The following is a 15,589-nucleotide window of genomic DNA, read 5'->3' on the forward strand; positions in this document are numbered from 1 at the left end:
TCACTTCGGCAGGACAGCCGAGAAATCGACGTCCTTGGCAACGTAGACGTTCAACACCGTTCCTTGGTTGATCGTCAGTGTGGCAGGACGACGTCCCGACTTTTCAACCGCCTGCTCCGCAAGCTGCTGCATGCTACGCGCGGTATTACTCTCAAACGGTTGCTGGGTAACGATGCCGGAGCCCACGCCAATTGTTGTGGTCTCGGGGCCATATTCCGCTGCTGCATACTTGAATGCGTCGCTCAGCAGACTGATGAACAGGGCTGAAGCAATTTTGTTACCCCAATGTGCGTTGTAGTTACCCGGATGACCGGAGCTCCCGAGCGTATCGATGCCTGGACCCATGAGCGTGACATCCAAACCGGTAGGCGTAGTAACGCGGTCCCAGACAACTTGGAGACGATGAGAGGTCGGCTCACCGGCGCTGTACTGACCCAGCATCTTGGACCCTTTCGGAAGAAGCAGGTTGTGCCCATTGATGGAGTAGACCGGCTCGGTGACGATGCACGATGTATAGCCGCCGAAATCGGAGATGATGCGAGTCTCCAGGATGCAGCGAATATAGGTACCGCGCACTAGCAGACCGTCCGGGTTGCTGATCGGCTTGGCGAGCGTGACCGGACCATCTTCCTGAGTAGGCGCAGGCTGTGCCCCAAGTTGACCGGGAACCCCACCGCCATTTGCAGCAGACTCGGCAAGGATGCGACGCTCCAACAGCGTTGGCCCGCGCTGACGTTCCGGTGCGGAGCTGACCTCTTCGCTATTGTCGGTCGGCATTGGCGGCAGTGGCGGCAAACTGGGCTGCTGAGCTAGCGGGACTGGCGCTTCCTCAACCGGCGCAGTCATGCTCTGCGGCAACGCAGGTGCGACCACCGTCTCGGTACGCGGCTTCGGGGGCGCGGAATCCTCCCCGCTTTGCGTCGCTAGCCAGAAGATGGCGAGAATCAAGAGAGCTGCAATGGCTGCAAGAAACACCAGGGCCTTGCGATTAAGTCGCTTGATGTCGCTCGATCTTAAGATCGGCTCATTGGCATCCAGGTCCGGTTCCGCACTGGCCTGCTGGCGCGCGAAGTAAGGATTGTTGCGCTCGTTGTGGTCGCCGTTGTGCTGCTCATCGCCGCCATGGTTCTGGATGCGCTCATCAGGGCTGTTTGGAATATTCGAATTCACTTTTGCTTGTTCCTTCGCAGACCGACGACGTTATCGCCATGACGAACCACCAGGAAAGGGTAGGTTCCGTGCACGATCAGAGTATTTCCCTCCACCGTCGTATTAACGAGAAAATCTTCGGCGTGCTCTTTCTCGCGAGCGAAGACCGCAGGAAAATTTCCAGTCGGAAAACGCGTCAGATCCATATTGATATAAGTGAATTTACCGTCATCATAGACACGGCTTGGAATCAACCAGGACTTCTTGGTCCGTGTCGCATAATCGTAATCGTAATAGTAACGACGATCCTTCAAGATCTTGGCATTCAGTAGCGGGCCGTTCTTCGAAGTATCCGCATCCGCGACATTATTGAAGCTTGTGTCCTTCGGGTAGGTAAACACAACCTTATATTGGACACCCGCTTGCTTCGCCTGCTCGAGACGTTGCCAATCTGTTGCCACCACCTTGAGCTCAAGAATATAAGAATGCGTCGCGGTACGAATCATCATGTTCGTATCGACGTCGACGTTTTTAGGCTTGAGATAAAAAACATTCTCTCGCCGCGTGAGCTCCCATCCACCAGTGAAACCGGTGCTGTAATCCAGAATTTTTTCGTTCGGGCTCAGCTCCACCTGAGTGGTAATGCCAAGGCCTGTGCGCACCTGATAGATACGATCGGGTGCATACTCATATTCCTGTACCACCTGAGCAGCTGCTAACAAGGCACACAGCGCAAGTGGTAGCGCTGACAACAACGCAACCCTATATCGGTTAAAAAGTTTCATCGACCACTTGCTCCATTGACATTCTTGGGCATCCCTTGGGGTTGCATTGCAGGCTGCGCTTGCAGCTGACCGGCCGGCTGCATTTGATCAGGAAATGCTGGCTGCGCCTGTTGCTGAGGCGCGCCACCTTGTTGCTGCATGCCTTGTTGCAGCGGAACGCCCGCTTGAGGTGCAATGGCGGCACCTGCCGCATTTGGATCGGCCATCCCAGGCATCGGCTGCTGCATGACCTGCTGCTGCACTGCTGCCTGAGGCTGAGCATTGATAACCGCGCCAGCCGCTGGGGCAACGGGCAGCGCGGAGTAATCATTATCCACGCGGTAATCAGTGACCCGAAAGCCCAGAGGATTTTCCACCCTCAGGCTATCGCTCATCTCAAGATTATCCTGGTAGACGAACCCCATCGTGGCGATCTTGTTGTCCAGCAGCGTCGAAACCGTGGAGTTCTTGTCATAAACGGTTCGCTGGAAGCGCACGGTTGCCCCGGTATATGCCTTCCCGTTGCCGCCAATCAAGGTAATACTCAAGATATTGACGCGAATTGCACGGAGCTTGCCGTACGAATTCAGCGGCCTCGACGGGTTGTTGGCGGAGTGCAGCGCGCGATATTCGCTCACTACATTTGTCGACCCCATTGCCGAGACCGTGTTCCAGTCACGCTGACCAATGATGGAGAGATCAAACGACTCACGCGCAATAATGAAACGCGCGATATTGCTACGCGCCAGCGCCTCGCTGGTGCTGATTGCTCGACCACCGAAGTTGGGCTCAAGCTTGGCGATGGTGCTAGTACCCGAATACGCATCTGCCATGACGAGATACGGCACTTTCTCCTTCAGCGGCAGCATGTAGTAGTAGCCGCCCGCTGTCATGACGGTGACGAGCATCGACAGGGTCGCCACGATCCAGGCACGCTTTTCGCTGCGGCGCGCGAGGTCGGCAATGCTGACCTCGTAATTCACCGCTTTTTGAACGGCCGCGCCTACTTGGGCGGAACCGTCCTTTTCACTGACCTTCTTACGCAACATGTCTAGATCCGTCACCGTGAGGCCTTGTCAGGCCTGAAACTATCGCCGCAACGCGTCGCGGGTACTTGAGAAGGTAGGAATACCGAAGCCTCGATGCCCGAAGGCATCACGCAGACGGCAGCCCTTAGAGCTTGGCGCCAGACGACACCGGCACTGGTTGGACCAGCAACTTGTTGGCAGAAACCGACACCGAGACTCCTTGGGCTGCGTACACGGCACTCAGCTCGGTGGCAGCCTGTTGGACGCTGGTCGTGCTGATTGCGGAAACTGGCCCGATCAAGGTGTAGTCCGATGGCAAGTTGTAGGACAACTGCATATTGGAATCCGCCGCCCAGCGCTCCAGCATGGTCTTCAGCGTGCCGTCCATGGGCGTGGCCTGATACGTGTACGAGGTGTAGAGCGGGATTTCGGTGGGCGCCTCGTCAAAGTGGTTGACGTGCTTCCAACGACCACCAAAGTCAGGAGCAGGCTTGGTCGCGCACGCGCCTACCAATGCTGCAGCCACTAGCACCAACGACAGCTTGGACACATACATCGGATTCACTCTGACTTCTCCAACTCATGAGATTTCGGGCTTAAGACGGACAGCACTAAGCCTCCGCGCACCAGTGGGTACCGGAGGAAACTTGTTATTGATGCGTTTTTCGCAGTCCTACGACCCGCTGGGTCGCCCCAGTTGCAAGTGTGTGCTGCTGGAAAAAATGAATACGCTGACAAACCATCCATAGCCTTACTCCAGTACGGCCCCATCCGGCGCCGCTCCCCTACGACCATCGATCTAAACCGCAGACTCTTGCTAACTTTGCCCTTAACAAGCAGATCCGTCAAGAATTGCGCGCTAAGCCCTGCGCTGCAAACGAGACACAAATCACATTCTGATGGTAAGCGTCTTCACTTCGGTTTTCGGCAACAAGCGCGCAGTGAAGTGGCGATCCTCGTAGTAGCGGATCTTGTCGCACTTCACCGGGTGCGGGATTCCCTCGTACAAGAACACTTCCTTTTCATTGCCCATCGCCTTGAGCTCCTGCGGCAACATCAGCGCCCGGCGTTCTTCTGACACGCTATGGGTGGTCTCCCGCCCTCTGGTGACGTTCTTCTTCTTGATGGTGGTGTATCCCAGCATCTCGGAATAGTCGTTGGCGTCCTGCTGTTCGCGTGGTGCGTAAAGGATCTGCAGGGCGTGATTGGTGATGATGGTGCGTGACAGATCTTTGCCGTAGGTCGCGTCCAGCTGGGCCATGCTTTGGATGATGGGCAGCAGGCGGATGTTGTAGCCGGCCATGTAGGCTACCGCGGTCGCGATGATGTCCACCTTGCCGATCGAGGTGAATTCGTCCATCAGCAGCAGGCACTGGTACTTGAGCTCGGGGTTGGATTTGGGCAGTTCGCGGGTGTTGAGGTTGATGATCTGGCTGAAGAGCAGGTTGATGATCAGGCGGCTTTCGGCCAGCTTGTTGGGCTGGATGCCGATGTAGATGGTCATCTTCTTCTTGCGAAGGTCCGTGAGCACGAAGTCGTCCGCACTGGTTGCAGCGTCCAGAACCGGATTGATCCACGCATTGAGCGGCTCCTTCAAGGTGCCCATGATCGAGGCGAAGGTCTCATCCGCCTGTGACAGCAGGTTGGCAAAGGCCGACTTGGCGTTGCTGCTGAGGAACCGCCGCTCGGACAGCGACTTCAGATATTTCTTGAGATCGGTGCCGTCACCCGACGAAAGGCGATAAATTCCGCCCAAGGTGGGTGCTCCTGCCCCACCCGGAAAACCGAGCGAGAGCTCCTCGTCCCAGTTTTCGAACAGGTACAACGCGAACGCCATGAAGGCGTTGCGCGCCTGGCTCACCCAGAACTTCTGGTCGTCGGATCCGTCCGGGTACAACATCGCTGCGATGCTCATCAAATCCGAAACGCGAAATGCGGGATCGTTCGACACATAGGTCAATGGATTCCAGCGATGCGTGCGACGGTCTTCGGCGAACGGATTGAACAGGAAGACCTCGTGGCCCTGGCTGGCACGCCAGCCACTGGTCAGGTCGAAGTTCTCCTGCTTGATGTCCAGGACCACGACCGACTCTTGATACTCCAAGAGGTTCGGGATGACGACACCGACGCCCTTACCCGAGCGCGTCGGTGCAGCAAGAATCACGAATTGCTGGCCGCTCAATCGCACCAGCTTGCCGTTGAACTTGCCGACGACGATGCCGTTTCCGCTGGGCTTGAACAGCCCGTGCTTGGAGAGATCGGCGGCGCCGGCGAAGCGCGCGTCACCGTGCAGGGCGCGCGCCTTGGGCTTGACGATGAGCACAACGGCAATCGCCCAGACCAGCACCGGCAGCCCGAATCCAAGCACGCCCGCAATCTTGATCTTGGTCGCGTAAGGCGCCACTTGGGGCAACCCAAGCGCGCTGAAATAGCGGTAGTAGGTGTCCCACCCGTACAGACCGGTGTCGAGCCGCAGCAACAGCAGGGTCAGATAGCCGGACAGGCAATATCCGGCTAGAACCGCCACCAGCGTGGCAATTGCGATGATTTTGGGTTTGGACATGCGCCCTTCTCCTTAGGCTTGCATCACGATGGCGGGCTAGCGACGCACGACCGGCTTATGGTCGACAAGGCCGGACTTGCGCCCGCCACTCTCGCTCTCCACCAGCGAATCGATCCAGACCTTGGCCTGGTCGAGGGACAAATCCGGAGTGATTCGCGTACCCGCGTCGGTCACAACGGCGTATGCCACGACGGCGTCGGGTGCGTACACCTCGTCACGCGTAATCGCCACAACACGGTACCCCCCCCTGGTCAGCACAGTGTGCTGATATTCGTCCATCGCCAGCCTTCCTTTCCGTCAGCGCGGTGGCGATGCTAAAGCAAGACGTGTGACGGTGAAAGCGGTATCGGCGGACTGGGCTGCGGTAGGCAGCGCTGACCCGCAGAACAACCGCGCTGAGCGCGTATTTCCCACAGCCGAGGCACTCTCGGTGCGCTTTCGAAGACGCGTACGGGCGGCCGAAGACCTGGACTGCCTACCGCCTTCGCGCGGAAAGGCACTGCGATAGCCTGGCTTACCGCACGAAGCGCCCCCTTTGCGGTGAACGCACCCACCAGCCCCGGCGCTCAACTGACATCCGGCGAAGATCGATCAAGCCACTTTTTCAAGATAGGAGGAAGAGAACGGCATCGGGACTTCACCCGTCAGATAGGGGCAAGAAGTCGCTAGCGTCACGCATCATCCGCAACGTGTAGATCAGACAGGTGGCGCGGCACGATTGGCACCGCTCGAGCATCGCCGCGTACCTGGCCGGCGACGTTTTGACCGCCACCAGCCAACTTCCATACACCAGTGCCGCGTCTCCGCATCGCCAGTCGATACGCAACGCGCAGCGCAGGCAGATATGTAAGCGCAGGAAGGTGGGGATTCCGTTGCAGCAGGCCCGAGCTGACACATGCCCACGCTGCAAGGACTTTTGCGCGGGGTCACTTTGGTGTCAGTGGCAAACGTCGCTGCCGATCTTGAAACCACTCAAGCCCCTGTACTATCTGGACTTGGAGTGGTGGGCGGTACAGGGTTCGAACCTGTGACCCCTACCATGTCAAGGTAGTGCTCTACCGCTGAGCTAACCGCCCGTTCGCTGCATTAGCATTGCGCTGTGCAGGGCGCGCATTCTAGCGCAGGGATTTAAGGACCACAAGCCCTCCCCGCGCCCCAAGACTACCCTGCCCTAGCCCAGACTTGCCGCTTTCAACTTCTGGATCTGGTCGCGAATCTGGGCTGCGGCCTCGAACTCCAGATCCTTTGCGTGCTGATACATCTTCTGCTCCAGGCTCTTGAGCTTGCCAGCGATTTCCGCAGGCTTCATGGCACGGTAATCGGGCGTCTCCTCGGCTACATGGCGTGATTTCGAACGGCCCTTGCCCGACTTCTTCTCGGCCGCATCGTCGCGCGCGCCTTCCATGATGTCGGCGATCGGCCGCTCGACGGATTTCGGAGTGATGCCATGTTCCAGGTTGTACTCGACCTGCTTCTCACGGCGACGATCGGTCTCGTCGATCGCCGCCTGCATCGAACGCGTCATCTTGTCGGCATACAGGATGGCCTTGCCGCGCAGATTGCGTGCGGCACGGCCAATGGTCTGGATCAGCGAACCGGTCGACCGCAGGAAGCCTTCCTTGTCGGCATCCAGGATCGCCACCAGCGAGACTTCCGGCATGTCCAAACCCTCGCGCAGCAGATTGATGCCCACGAGTACATCGAACTTGCCCAGACGCAGATCGCGAATGATTTCCACGCGCTCGACGGTGTCGATATCCGAATGCAGGTAGCGCACCCGAATCCCGTGTTCGCCCAGGTACTCGGTGAGGTTTTCGGCCATGCGCTTGGTCAACGTGGTCACCAATACGCGATCGCCAAGCTTGATGCGCTCGTGGACTTCGGACATCAGGTCGTCGACCTGTGTGCCGACCGGGCGGATCTCCACGACCGGGTCGATCAACCCGGTCGGGCGCACCACCAGCTCCGTGACTTCGCCAGCCGACTCGCGCACCTCGTAAGGACCGGGCGTTGCCGAAACGTAGATGCTGCGTGGCGAACGCGCCTCCCACTCTTCGAAACGCAAGGGACGGTTGTCCAGTGCGGAGGGCAGCCGAAAACCGAACTCCACCAGCGTTTCCTTGCGCGAACGGTCGCCCTTGTACATCGCACCGATCTGCGGGATCGTCACATGCGACTCGTCGATGACCAGCAGTGCGTCGGGCGGCAGGTAGTCGAACAAGGTCGGCGGCGGCTCTCCCGGCGCCTTGCCGGTGAGATGCCGCGAGTAGTTTTCGATACCGTTGCAAAACCCAACCTCGGCCATCATTTCCAGATCGAATTGCGTGCGCTGCGCCAGGCGTTGCGCCTCGACCAGCTTGTTCTGCGAGTAGAGTTGCTCCAGGCGCTCTTTCAGCTCTTCCTTGATGGTGTCCACCGCACTCAAGGTACGCTCACGCGTCGTGGCGTAATGGGTTTTCGGGTACACGGTGTAGCGCTGCAACTTGCGCAAGGTTTCGCCAGTGAGCGGATCGAACAACGTCAGTTGTTCGATGTCGCCATCGAACAACTCGATGCGCAAGGCTTCGGTATCCGACTCGGCCGGGAACACATCCAACACCTCGCCGCGCACGCGAAAGGCGCCACGCGTCAGTTCGAACTCGTTGCGGGTGTATTGCAAATCGGTGAGATGGCGGATCAACTGGCGCTGATCGATGTGCTCGCCAACCGACAGGATCAGCCGCAGCGATAGGTAGTCCTCCGGCGCGCCAAGGCCATAGATCGCCGACACGGTCGCCACCACCAGCGAATCGCGCCGAGACAGCAGGGTCTTGGTCGCCGACAAGCGCATCTGCTCGATGTGTTCATTGATCGAACTGTCCTTCTCGATGAAGGTGTCAGACGATGGCACATAAGCCTCCGGCTGGTAGTAGTCGTAGTAGCTGACGAAGTACTCGACTGCGTTATGCGGGAAGAACGACTTGAACTCGCCGTACAGCTGCGCCGCCAACGTCTTGTTCGGCGCCATCACCAGCGTCGGCCTCTGCACCTGCTGGACCACATTGGCAATGGTGTAGGTCTTGCCCGAGCCCGTTACACCCAACAAGGTCTGCTTGGCCAAGCCAGCCTCGAAGTTGGCGACCAGCTTGTCGATGGCTGCAGGCTGGTCGCCCGCTGGCGAATAAGGGGATACGAGCTGAAAACGGTCGGTCATGGAGCGCACCTTCGAACGACCAATAAGTATAGCGATGGCGGATGACGGCGATGTTTGCGGTTTCCCTACCTTCTTACGGGCTTTAGGCCGATCGCGGAAACGTCAGCCGCGCCCGATGCTAGGGCTCACCGAGAATCGAGGCTTGGCAAGGATATGCACCAACCCCACAGAGGATTCAGCCTCATTGAGTGTTCTATTGCGGTGGCAGCATTCGCGGTGGCGCTATCCATCGCGCTACCGTCCCTAACGGCATTGCGACGAACGCATCAGGTTCGGTCAGCGATGCTTGAGCTTGCTGCACATTTGGCACTGGCAAGGTCGACCTCAATTACCCGTGGGGATCCGGTAGGAATGTGTCCTCGCGAGTCATCAGACGCTTGTGCAGCTGGTCACGATTGGACGCACGGCTGGCTGTTATTCGCAGATCCGGACGGAAATCGCCGACCCGATGGTGCGCATGACATCATCGCGTCGGGGACAAGCAAGGTTGATGAGAAGATAAGCGTCCGTACCACTTCCGGGCGTACGCATCTGCGCTTTGGCCCACTCGGGACAATGCTGGGGACTAATGTGACCTTCAACATCTGCCGAGATGGAGGCCTTGAGGGTCAGGTCATCGTCAGCATGACTGGTCGGCTTCGCTCCTTGCGGCCGCGCTTACCTCAACCTTGCCCCTCTTAATACTTGCGGCGCGACAAGGGGCTTGCACATGCAGCCAACCCTCCCTATAATTTGCCTCCCCGCCCGAATAGCTCAGCCGGTTAGAGCACTTGACTGTTAATCAGGGGGTCGTTGGTTCGAGTCCAACTTCGGGCGCCAAAAACATCAAGGGCTTGCGATTTATCGCAAGCCCTTTTTTGTTGCGCCGGGAAAATTGCCGGGAAAATTCGCGCCCTCACGTGTCTGATGGCTTGACCAGGTCAACGAATGCCAACGCCCCTGCAAGTGCGTCATCGGTAGGCAGCGCTGGTGGCGCGATCACCTGCAGCTCGTGATCGTAGCGGTGCGTCATCTGGGAGGTGACATGCCCTGCAGCGTCTTGCTTGTGCGCCCGCGTACCGCGCGTGTCAGTGATGCCCCGATGCTTGAGGCCATGGAGTGTAAAGCGAGACTCTTCCGCGATCACGCCGGCCTCGATCGCTGCTGTTATCAAGCGCTGCCAGGCCGTCTTCAGTGTTGATCGCGCCAAGCGCGTGCCGGTCTGGGTGACCAACAGGCCGCGCTGTTCCGGTCGCAGCGGAACCGGTCGTCTATGCGCCTGGATCCGCTGAGCACGGTAGTCCCGCAGCCAGATCCATGCCCATCGCAGATCGTCGTTCCACGCGGTGATGTTGTCGCGAGAACCCTTACGGCGCGTACAGCGTACTCCCTGCTGTAGCGCGTCCGCGTCTGTCAGGTCGGTTACCTCAACACCGCGCAGACGTGCGTTGTAGGCCAGTACCATCACCGCCGGCATGTAAGGCGGGACCGATCCCTTCGCGTGCAGCGGTAACGCAGCGCGTGACTTGGCGAACTCAAGCACAGCCATGAACGATTGCGGATCCGGCATCTTTGCATCCGCGCGCTCTTTCGCACCACGCACGCCGCTGGCCGGGTTGGTCTTGCAATGGCCGATGCGTATGCCCCAGGCAAACAGGCGATGCAGATACCGCAGCGTGTGGTTGGCGGTGGACGGACGCGCAAGCAGCGCCGGCTGGACGGCGCTTGCTTCTCGCCCCTTCGCGAGCGCTTCGACCAGGCGCTGCACCAGGGGAACGGACAGACGGTCTACCAGCAGGCGCCCGAACAGGCTGCCGTCTTTCAGCACGTAGCCACAAGCCACCTCGGCATGGCGATCGTAGTCATCGCGGGTGCTGCGAGAAAGGTCCCGGTACTCGGTGGATAGCTTGAACGCGTTGGCCAGGTACTGCAGGGAGCCGACCAGGCCGGCACCACGGGATGCCTCTCTGGCTGCGTGGAGGTCGGAAAGCCTCGCATCCGCATAAGCAATGGTGCGTTTCCTCGTGGTACCGCCCTCGGGGTGCGGTTCGATGATGTACCAGCGCCCATCTGCCCAGTAGACGCCTTTCGGGAGGGCGTCTTGGTCGATATGCCTGGGGATATCCGGATTGAACTTGCGCTTTCTGCCGCGTCCCATCAGATCAGCTCCTTGTTATGTGGCTCAGCGGCTTTCGGGGCCAGCCCCACTGCAGCGTTGAGCGCGTCCAGGGTTGTCCAGATGCCGCCCCTTCCGTCGTACCTGTAGAGAATTCCCTGTTCTCGCGCCCAGCGCACAACCGTGGATGCGCGTGGAGCAGAACCGACTGGCGCGCAAAGGCGACGTAGATCCTCGAACGTGATCACCGGGCTGCTCACGCGCCTTTCCCCTCGATCCACTTCCGCCTGTGCCTCCATTGCTCGCGCATTTCCTCGACGAGCAAGTCAGCAGCTGCGTAGCCGCGCTGAGTAGCGATGCGGAGCCGTAGCTCTTGCACCTTGGCTGCATCCGTGTAGCCCTGCCGGAGCCAGTGACGCGCCTCGCAAGCCCTGCGGAACCCTTCCGTATTTGCGCCATCGATCATCGCTGGTGCGTGCCGGTGAATCGCAGGCCGAGCTGCACAACGTTATGGGTGCTGGGCCGTGGTTGACGGGGCGCGCGGATGCGATGCGCACGCCGCCACTCGGTCATGGCCAACTCGAAGCTGGGGTGCTTCTGCGTGCGCCCACACACGCACTCGATGAAATGCCCGCCGCCCGCCTCGGGGCGGCGGGCGTCGAGCATGTGGCGAGCGAGGTGGCCGTTCGTGCACGGCGGCAGAGGACTGTCGTGGTTGACCTGACGTTGCGTCACGGTACCTCCAGGCGCAGCACGCGCTCGGCGTCCCGAAGATGTTGCGCGGTGTCGGAGTCGATCCGGTCCAACGCTTGGGCGATGGTGTAGCCCAGTTCGGCCAGCCAGTCGTGGCGATTCAGCACCAGAGCGGCTGTGAGCGCCTCCCCGGTGGACAAGGGGCCAGGCTCTCCCAAACGCGCTGCGGCGCGCGCAATCTCGATCGTGCGCTGCAGGTTCATGGCTGCATCCTCCACGCGTCGCCGAGCTGGGCACGTGCTTCCTCGACACGCATGAGGCGCAAGCCCCAGCGTACCGACCAGGTGCGGGCCTGCTGCTCGTTGCAGGTCAGGATCAGCTGCCCGGAAGACTCCAGGCGATCAGCGCGGAACGCGAACAACAGATCGTCCAGCTCGATGAACTCCTGCAGGCCGAGCTTTTGACACAGAGCCTCGGCGTTGAGCGATTTGCAGCTGCCCTGCGGGCCGAGAAGAATGACCGACTCAGCCATGAGCAGCCTCCCGCCGCACAGCCATGCGGGTGCGGCGGCGCAGGCGCTGCGGCACCTGTCCGACAGCCAGGCCGGTCTGAGTCAGGCGCGGACGGCGCGTCGTCCACAGCTTGTAGACCAGCGCGCCACCGGCCACCGGCGCCAGGACCGCCACAAGCGCGAGTAACTCAACCATGCGCCACCTCCCGCGCGGCCTGCGCGACCGCAGCTGCAGCCGCCGCAGTCGGCCTGCGCGGCAGCATGTTGGCCAGGTCAAAGGGAAAGTGATACGCCCAGGATTTCCTAGACATCTCAAGGCCATGGAAAATGGCTGATTCGGAGGTGTCCATGAGCAGTAAGCGGTATACGGATGAGTTCAAGATCGAGGCGGTCCGGCAAGTGACCGATCGTGGGTTCAAGGTGGCAGAGGTCGCCGAGCGACTGGGTGTCACCACGCACAGCCTGTACGCTTGGCTGCGCAAGTTCGGCAAGCCCGGCGTAGTACAGCGCGCTGAGGCGGACCAGAGCGCCGAAGTCCGGCGGCTGAAGATCGAGTTGCGCCGGGTGACGGAGGAGCGCGACATCCTAAAAAAGGCCGCCGCGTACTTTGCCAAGGGGTAAAGGCAAAGTACCTCTTCATGCAAGTCCACCGCGAAGAATTCAGGGTGTGCGCGATGTGCCGGGTTTTGCGGGTGAACCGGGCTGGATACTACGCGTGGCTAAAGTCGCCCGACAGTGAACGCGCCAAGGAAGACGAACGCCTGCTGGGGCTGATCAAGCACCACTGGTTGGCCAGCGGCAGTGTCTATGGGCATCGCAAGATTGCCAAGGATCTACGCGATCTGGGTGAGCGTTGCAGTCGCCATCGGGTGCATCGATTGATGCGCACCGAGGGACTGCGTGCCCAGGTGGGCTATGGCCGCAAGCCGCGCTTCCATGGCGGAACGCCGTGCAAGGCGGCAGCCAACCTGCTGGATCGACAGTTCGACGTGACCGAGCCGGACACGGCCTGGGCGAGCGACTTCACCTTCATCCGTACGCATGAAGGCTGGATGTACCTGGCTGTGGTGATCGATCTGTTTTCCAGGCAGGTCGTCGGCTGGGCGATGCGCGATCGAGCCGATACCGAGTTGGTCGTGCAGGCCTTGCTGTCGGCGGTGTGGCGGCGCAAACCCAGCGCTGGTTGCCTGGTTCATTCGGACCAGGGGTCTGTCTACACCAGCGATGACTGGCGCAGTTTCCTGGCGTCCCATGGCTTGGTGTGCAGCATGAGTCGGCGTGGCAACTGCCACGAGCGCGAAGCCTGCCCTTGGGGCACAACGCACCGGTGGAGAGCTTCTTTGGTCTGCTCAAACGCGAGCGGATCAGGCGGCGGATCTACCCCACCAAGGACGCCGCACGCGCCGAGGTGTTCGACTACATCGAGATGTTCTACAACCCACAACGCCGTCATGGTTCAACTGGCGACCTGTCCCCTGTAGAGTTTGAACGGCGCTACGCGCAACGAGGGTCTTGAGTGTCTACGGAACCCTGGGCGTATCAAAGCTACTGCAGTCACGCTGGACGAAAGGCGCGAAGGGTTCGCCAGGCGGCGCTGGCCTGTGGCGCTCTAGTACCACATACCACTCGCCCGTGACTTTCTGAACCATCCTGGCCACCTCTTCACCCTCTAGAAAAAGCGCTGTGGGCGGCCCCTTGGCGTTCTGCCAAGGCTTGTCCCACCGGAAGCCAGGCGGCAGCACAGGCTCATCGCCGGCATCGATCGCGCTCATGCAGCAGTGATCGACATATATAAGGTGTGCTGCTGACCACTGCGCTTGTTGGCCAACCGGATTCCGCGCTTGGGCATGGCCACGGCCTGGTCTACCACCCACCAGCGCTCCCCGCCCGCCGCGTCGACGGGATCGAGGTTTGCCTGCGGAGCATCGTGGGGCAGCGACATTGCGGGCGGAACCGGCGGTAGTGAGTGGTGTGGCAACCCACTCTAGCGCGCCCCAATCTCAATTTTTCAGATGACCACGGGAAAGAGGTAATCTAGGTAATCGGTTCCCAGGAATGCAGATATTGCCATACTTATCAATGACTTATAAGAGAATATCAAAGGTAATTAAAGGGTAATTGAGAGGTAATGGGATTACCTTTTGGGGAGGTAATCCCATCCCCAAAAAATACCCTTAAATTTCAATCACATAACTTTTCTATGGGGTGCCGATTACCTTAGATCACCCCAAAAGGTAATCCCGAACTTCCTAACAAGATCAGTCGCTTAGACCCCGTTTCAGGTCTCGGATTACCGATTACCTGATTCCGATGGTCATCTGCCGAAATGCGCCGGGAGGCCCAGCCATAGGAACGCATCCATGCCTCCCTCAAAGCCGCCTGGGCGCGCAGGGATCTGAAGGGAAGAGAGGCCACCCTGAATCGCACGGATCGGTAACAGCAGCGAGGCCTAGGGCCACACTGCGGGGGTGCAGCGAAAACCACGTATGAAGACCGCAGGCGTGGCGGGGCGACGATTGCGCGCGCAGGGCGGCGCATCACAGCTGCAAACGATCAGACTTCCCCTACTGCCTTCCCGGGCGTTATCAGGGCACCATAGGACAAGCTCGGAAGTTCAACGAGCCTGCTGACCAGTAACATCGCTGCAACCTGCCGTACCAGCGAGGGAGACAGATCCTGATGACAGTTCAAAGCACGCCAGAACAAGGCGAGTTCTATTTTTTGATGCCTAGTCTCGAATATGGCCCTGAACTCGGGGTCGTCTTCGAAAACGTCAAACAGCTCCTTGTCCCTCCTCGACTAATCTTGAGGCCCAATGAAGGCGGTTTCCCAACGCTATCGGAAAAGCCGCGCTTGATATATGACCCATCAAAGGGCGTTATGCCCAAAGACTTAGAATCTGGCTTTAGCGGCTACTGGCTAGTATCCGAGCGATTACACCAAGTATTCTCAGCTATAGACCCTGAGGGCTTTAGCTTTGTTGAGTGTGATTTCCGAATGGCAGACGGTAGTGAGGGGCCTCGCTATTTCCTATGCGATGTGGTTAGAGTGCTTGACGCGCTCGACGAGGAACACTCAGAAGTCGAAATAGAGGTTAGCGATGACTTCATTGATGGAAAGTTTTATGACTTTACTGGCGGAGCGAAGTTAGCTTTTCGGAAAGAAGTCACGGAGGGCTCGCATATATTCATTTTAAAGTATTCCGGTGACTGTGTTTTCTGTGACCACACAATGAGAAGTGCAGTAAAAGAAGCCGGAGCCGGACCGGATGGAGATTTAAGCGGGCTCTGGTTTAGAGATGCCTCAAACTGGAAGAGCGCTTAATTTTTAGAAGGTAATTCCGCTATGGCTAAGCGAACAATTTTTCAAGAGCATCATATTGCTGAAAGACAAACGTTGCGCAATAGCCGGCTGCTTGAGGTTCTTCAGAAAGCGAATTATTTTGAAATTGATGCGCAACGCAATCTGATTTATATGCCGAGTGATCCGGCACTAGCACAGGAAATCGGCATATCCCCGCATAGTGGCGGCCCAATACGGGATTACCAAGATGGAACGATCGCTCGACTGAGGCGTTTGTCGCAGACCATAGA

Annotated in this window: 17 protein-coding genes, 2 tRNA genes and 1 pseudogene; 4 read left to right on the top strand and 16 right to left on the bottom strand. The window is 59.1% G+C overall.

What is annotated here, in order from left to right:
* From AMD14_RS13760 to uvrB, 8 genes are all read right to left on the bottom strand, one after another.
* Complete coding sequence (locus AMD14_RS13760; RefSeq protein ID WP_011051717.1) at nucleotides 1-1,170, bottom strand: TrbI/VirB10 family protein; 1,170 nt, start codon at nucleotides 1,168-1,170, stop codon at nucleotides 1-3.
* On the bottom strand, nucleotides 1,167-1,934 hold the full coding sequence (locus tag AMD14_RS13765; protein WP_040259570.1) for a TrbG/VirB9 family P-type conjugative transfer protein: 768 nt from the start codon (nucleotides 1,932-1,934) through the stop codon (nucleotides 1,167-1,169). The genes AMD14_RS13760 and AMD14_RS13765 overlap by 4 nt, the downstream gene beginning before the upstream one ends.
* Nucleotides 1,931-2,962, bottom strand: a complete 1,032-nt coding sequence (locus AMD14_RS13770) for a VirB8 family type IV secretion system protein (protein ID WP_005914236.1) — start codon at nucleotides 2,960-2,962, stop codon at nucleotides 1,931-1,933. The genes AMD14_RS13765 and AMD14_RS13770 overlap by 4 nt, the downstream gene beginning before the upstream one ends.
* A 124-nt stretch (nucleotides 2,963-3,086) precedes the next feature.
* Nucleotides 3,087-3,497, bottom strand: a complete 411-nt coding sequence (locus AMD14_RS13775) for a TcpQ domain-containing protein (protein ID WP_005914237.1) — start codon at nucleotides 3,495-3,497, stop codon at nucleotides 3,087-3,089.
* A 333-nt stretch (nucleotides 3,498-3,830) separates the two neighbouring features.
* Nucleotides 3,831-5,504 carry a type IV secretory system conjugative DNA transfer family protein gene (locus AMD14_RS13780; RefSeq protein ID WP_011051719.1) on the bottom strand — a complete coding sequence of 558 codons (1,674 nt, stop codon included), beginning with the start codon at nucleotides 5,502-5,504 and terminating at the stop codon, nucleotides 3,831-3,833.
* A gap of 36 nt (nucleotides 5,505-5,540) precedes the next feature.
* Nucleotides 5,541-5,783: a hypothetical protein gene (locus AMD14_RS13785; RefSeq protein ID WP_005920251.1), complete on the bottom strand. Its 243-nt coding sequence runs from the start codon at nucleotides 5,781-5,783 to the stop codon at nucleotides 5,541-5,543.
* Between the two features lie 722 nt (nucleotides 5,784-6,505).
* Nucleotides 6,506-6,580, bottom strand: a tRNA-Val gene (locus AMD14_RS13790).
* Between the two features lie 95 nt (nucleotides 6,581-6,675).
* Complete coding sequence (gene uvrB, locus AMD14_RS13795; RefSeq protein WP_011051720.1) at nucleotides 6,676-8,697, bottom strand: excinuclease ABC subunit UvrB; 2,022 nt, start codon at nucleotides 8,695-8,697, stop codon at nucleotides 6,676-6,678.
* A 153-nt stretch (nucleotides 8,698-8,850) separates the two neighbouring features.
* On the opposite strand from uvrB, the gene AMD14_RS23550 reads away from it, so the two are divergent.
* A complete protein-coding gene (locus AMD14_RS23550; protein ID WP_011051721.1) occupies nucleotides 8,851-9,378 on the top strand; it encodes a GspH/FimT family pseudopilin in 528 nt (175 codons plus the stop codon).
* A gap of 61 nt (nucleotides 9,379-9,439) precedes the next feature.
* Nucleotides 9,440-9,516, top strand: a tRNA-Asn gene (locus AMD14_RS13800).
* A 76-nt stretch (nucleotides 9,517-9,592) separates the two neighbouring features.
* Here the strand turns inward: AMD14_RS13800 and AMD14_RS13805 are convergent.
* The 7 genes from AMD14_RS13805 to AMD14_RS25065 form a co-directional block, all read right to left on the bottom strand.
* Nucleotides 9,593-10,834, bottom strand: a complete 1,242-nt coding sequence (locus AMD14_RS13805; RefSeq protein WP_011051722.1) for a site-specific integrase — start codon at nucleotides 10,832-10,834, stop codon at nucleotides 9,593-9,595.
* Between the two features lie 214 nt (nucleotides 10,835-11,048).
* Nucleotides 11,049-11,258: a DUF7696 family protein gene (locus tag AMD14_RS25345; protein ID WP_015463372.1), complete on the bottom strand. Its 210-nt coding sequence runs from the start codon at nucleotides 11,256-11,258 to the stop codon at nucleotides 11,049-11,051.
* A complete protein-coding gene (locus tag AMD14_RS13815) occupies nucleotides 11,255-11,527 on the bottom strand; it encodes a hypothetical protein (RefSeq protein ID WP_015463373.1) in 273 nt (90 codons plus the stop codon). Before AMD14_RS13815 ends, AMD14_RS25345 begins: the two co-directional genes overlap by 4 nt.
* Nucleotides 11,524-11,748, bottom strand: coding sequence for a hypothetical protein (locus tag AMD14_RS13820; RefSeq protein ID WP_015463374.1), 225 nt, complete (start codon nucleotides 11,746-11,748; stop codon nucleotides 11,524-11,526). The genes AMD14_RS13815 and AMD14_RS13820 overlap by 4 nt, the downstream gene beginning before the upstream one ends.
* Nucleotides 11,745-12,017 carry a hypothetical protein gene (locus AMD14_RS13825; protein ID WP_011051725.1) on the bottom strand — a complete coding sequence of 91 codons (273 nt, stop codon included), beginning with the start codon at nucleotides 12,015-12,017 and terminating at the stop codon, nucleotides 11,745-11,747. The genes AMD14_RS13820 and AMD14_RS13825 overlap by 4 nt, the downstream gene beginning before the upstream one ends.
* Nucleotides 12,010-12,192 (bottom strand): hypothetical protein, encoded by a 183-nt coding sequence (locus tag AMD14_RS25350; protein WP_040259576.1) that lies wholly within the window; start codon nucleotides 12,190-12,192, stop codon nucleotides 12,010-12,012. The genes AMD14_RS13825 and AMD14_RS25350 overlap by 8 nt, the downstream gene beginning before the upstream one ends.
* The gene (locus tag AMD14_RS25065) at nucleotides 12,185-12,346 is read right to left on the bottom strand and encodes a hypothetical protein (protein WP_015463376.1); all 162 of its coding nucleotides are present in this window, start codon (nucleotides 12,344-12,346) and stop codon (nucleotides 12,185-12,187) included. Before AMD14_RS25065 ends, AMD14_RS25350 begins: the two co-directional genes overlap by 8 nt.
* On the opposite strand from AMD14_RS25065, the pseudogene AMD14_RS23570 reads away from it, so the two are divergent.
* Nucleotides 12,345-13,512 (top strand): annotated as a pseudogene (locus tag AMD14_RS23570) (IS3 family transposase). The gene AMD14_RS25065 and the pseudogene AMD14_RS23570 sit on opposite strands and share 2 nt — an antisense overlap.
* Before the next feature lie 252 nt (nucleotides 13,513-13,764).
* On the opposite strand, the gene AMD14_RS25070 reads toward AMD14_RS23570, so the two are convergent.
* Complete coding sequence (locus tag AMD14_RS25070) at nucleotides 13,765-13,938, bottom strand: hypothetical protein (RefSeq protein ID WP_162829062.1); 174 nt, start codon at nucleotides 13,936-13,938, stop codon at nucleotides 13,765-13,767.
* Nucleotides 13,939-14,675: 737 nt separating this feature from the next.
* On the opposite strand from AMD14_RS25070, the gene AMD14_RS23575 reads away from it, so the two are divergent.
* Nucleotides 14,676-15,320 (top strand): DUF1629 domain-containing protein, encoded by a 645-nt coding sequence (locus AMD14_RS23575; RefSeq protein WP_011051727.1) that lies wholly within the window; start codon nucleotides 14,676-14,678, stop codon nucleotides 15,318-15,320.
* The last annotated feature ends 269 nt before the right edge of the window (nucleotides 15,321-15,589 follow it).

The sequence above is a fragment of the Xanthomonas citri pv. citri genome (assembly GCF_000961215.1).
Lineage (GTDB): Bacteria > Pseudomonadota > Gammaproteobacteria > Xanthomonadales > Xanthomonadaceae > Xanthomonas > Xanthomonas cissicola.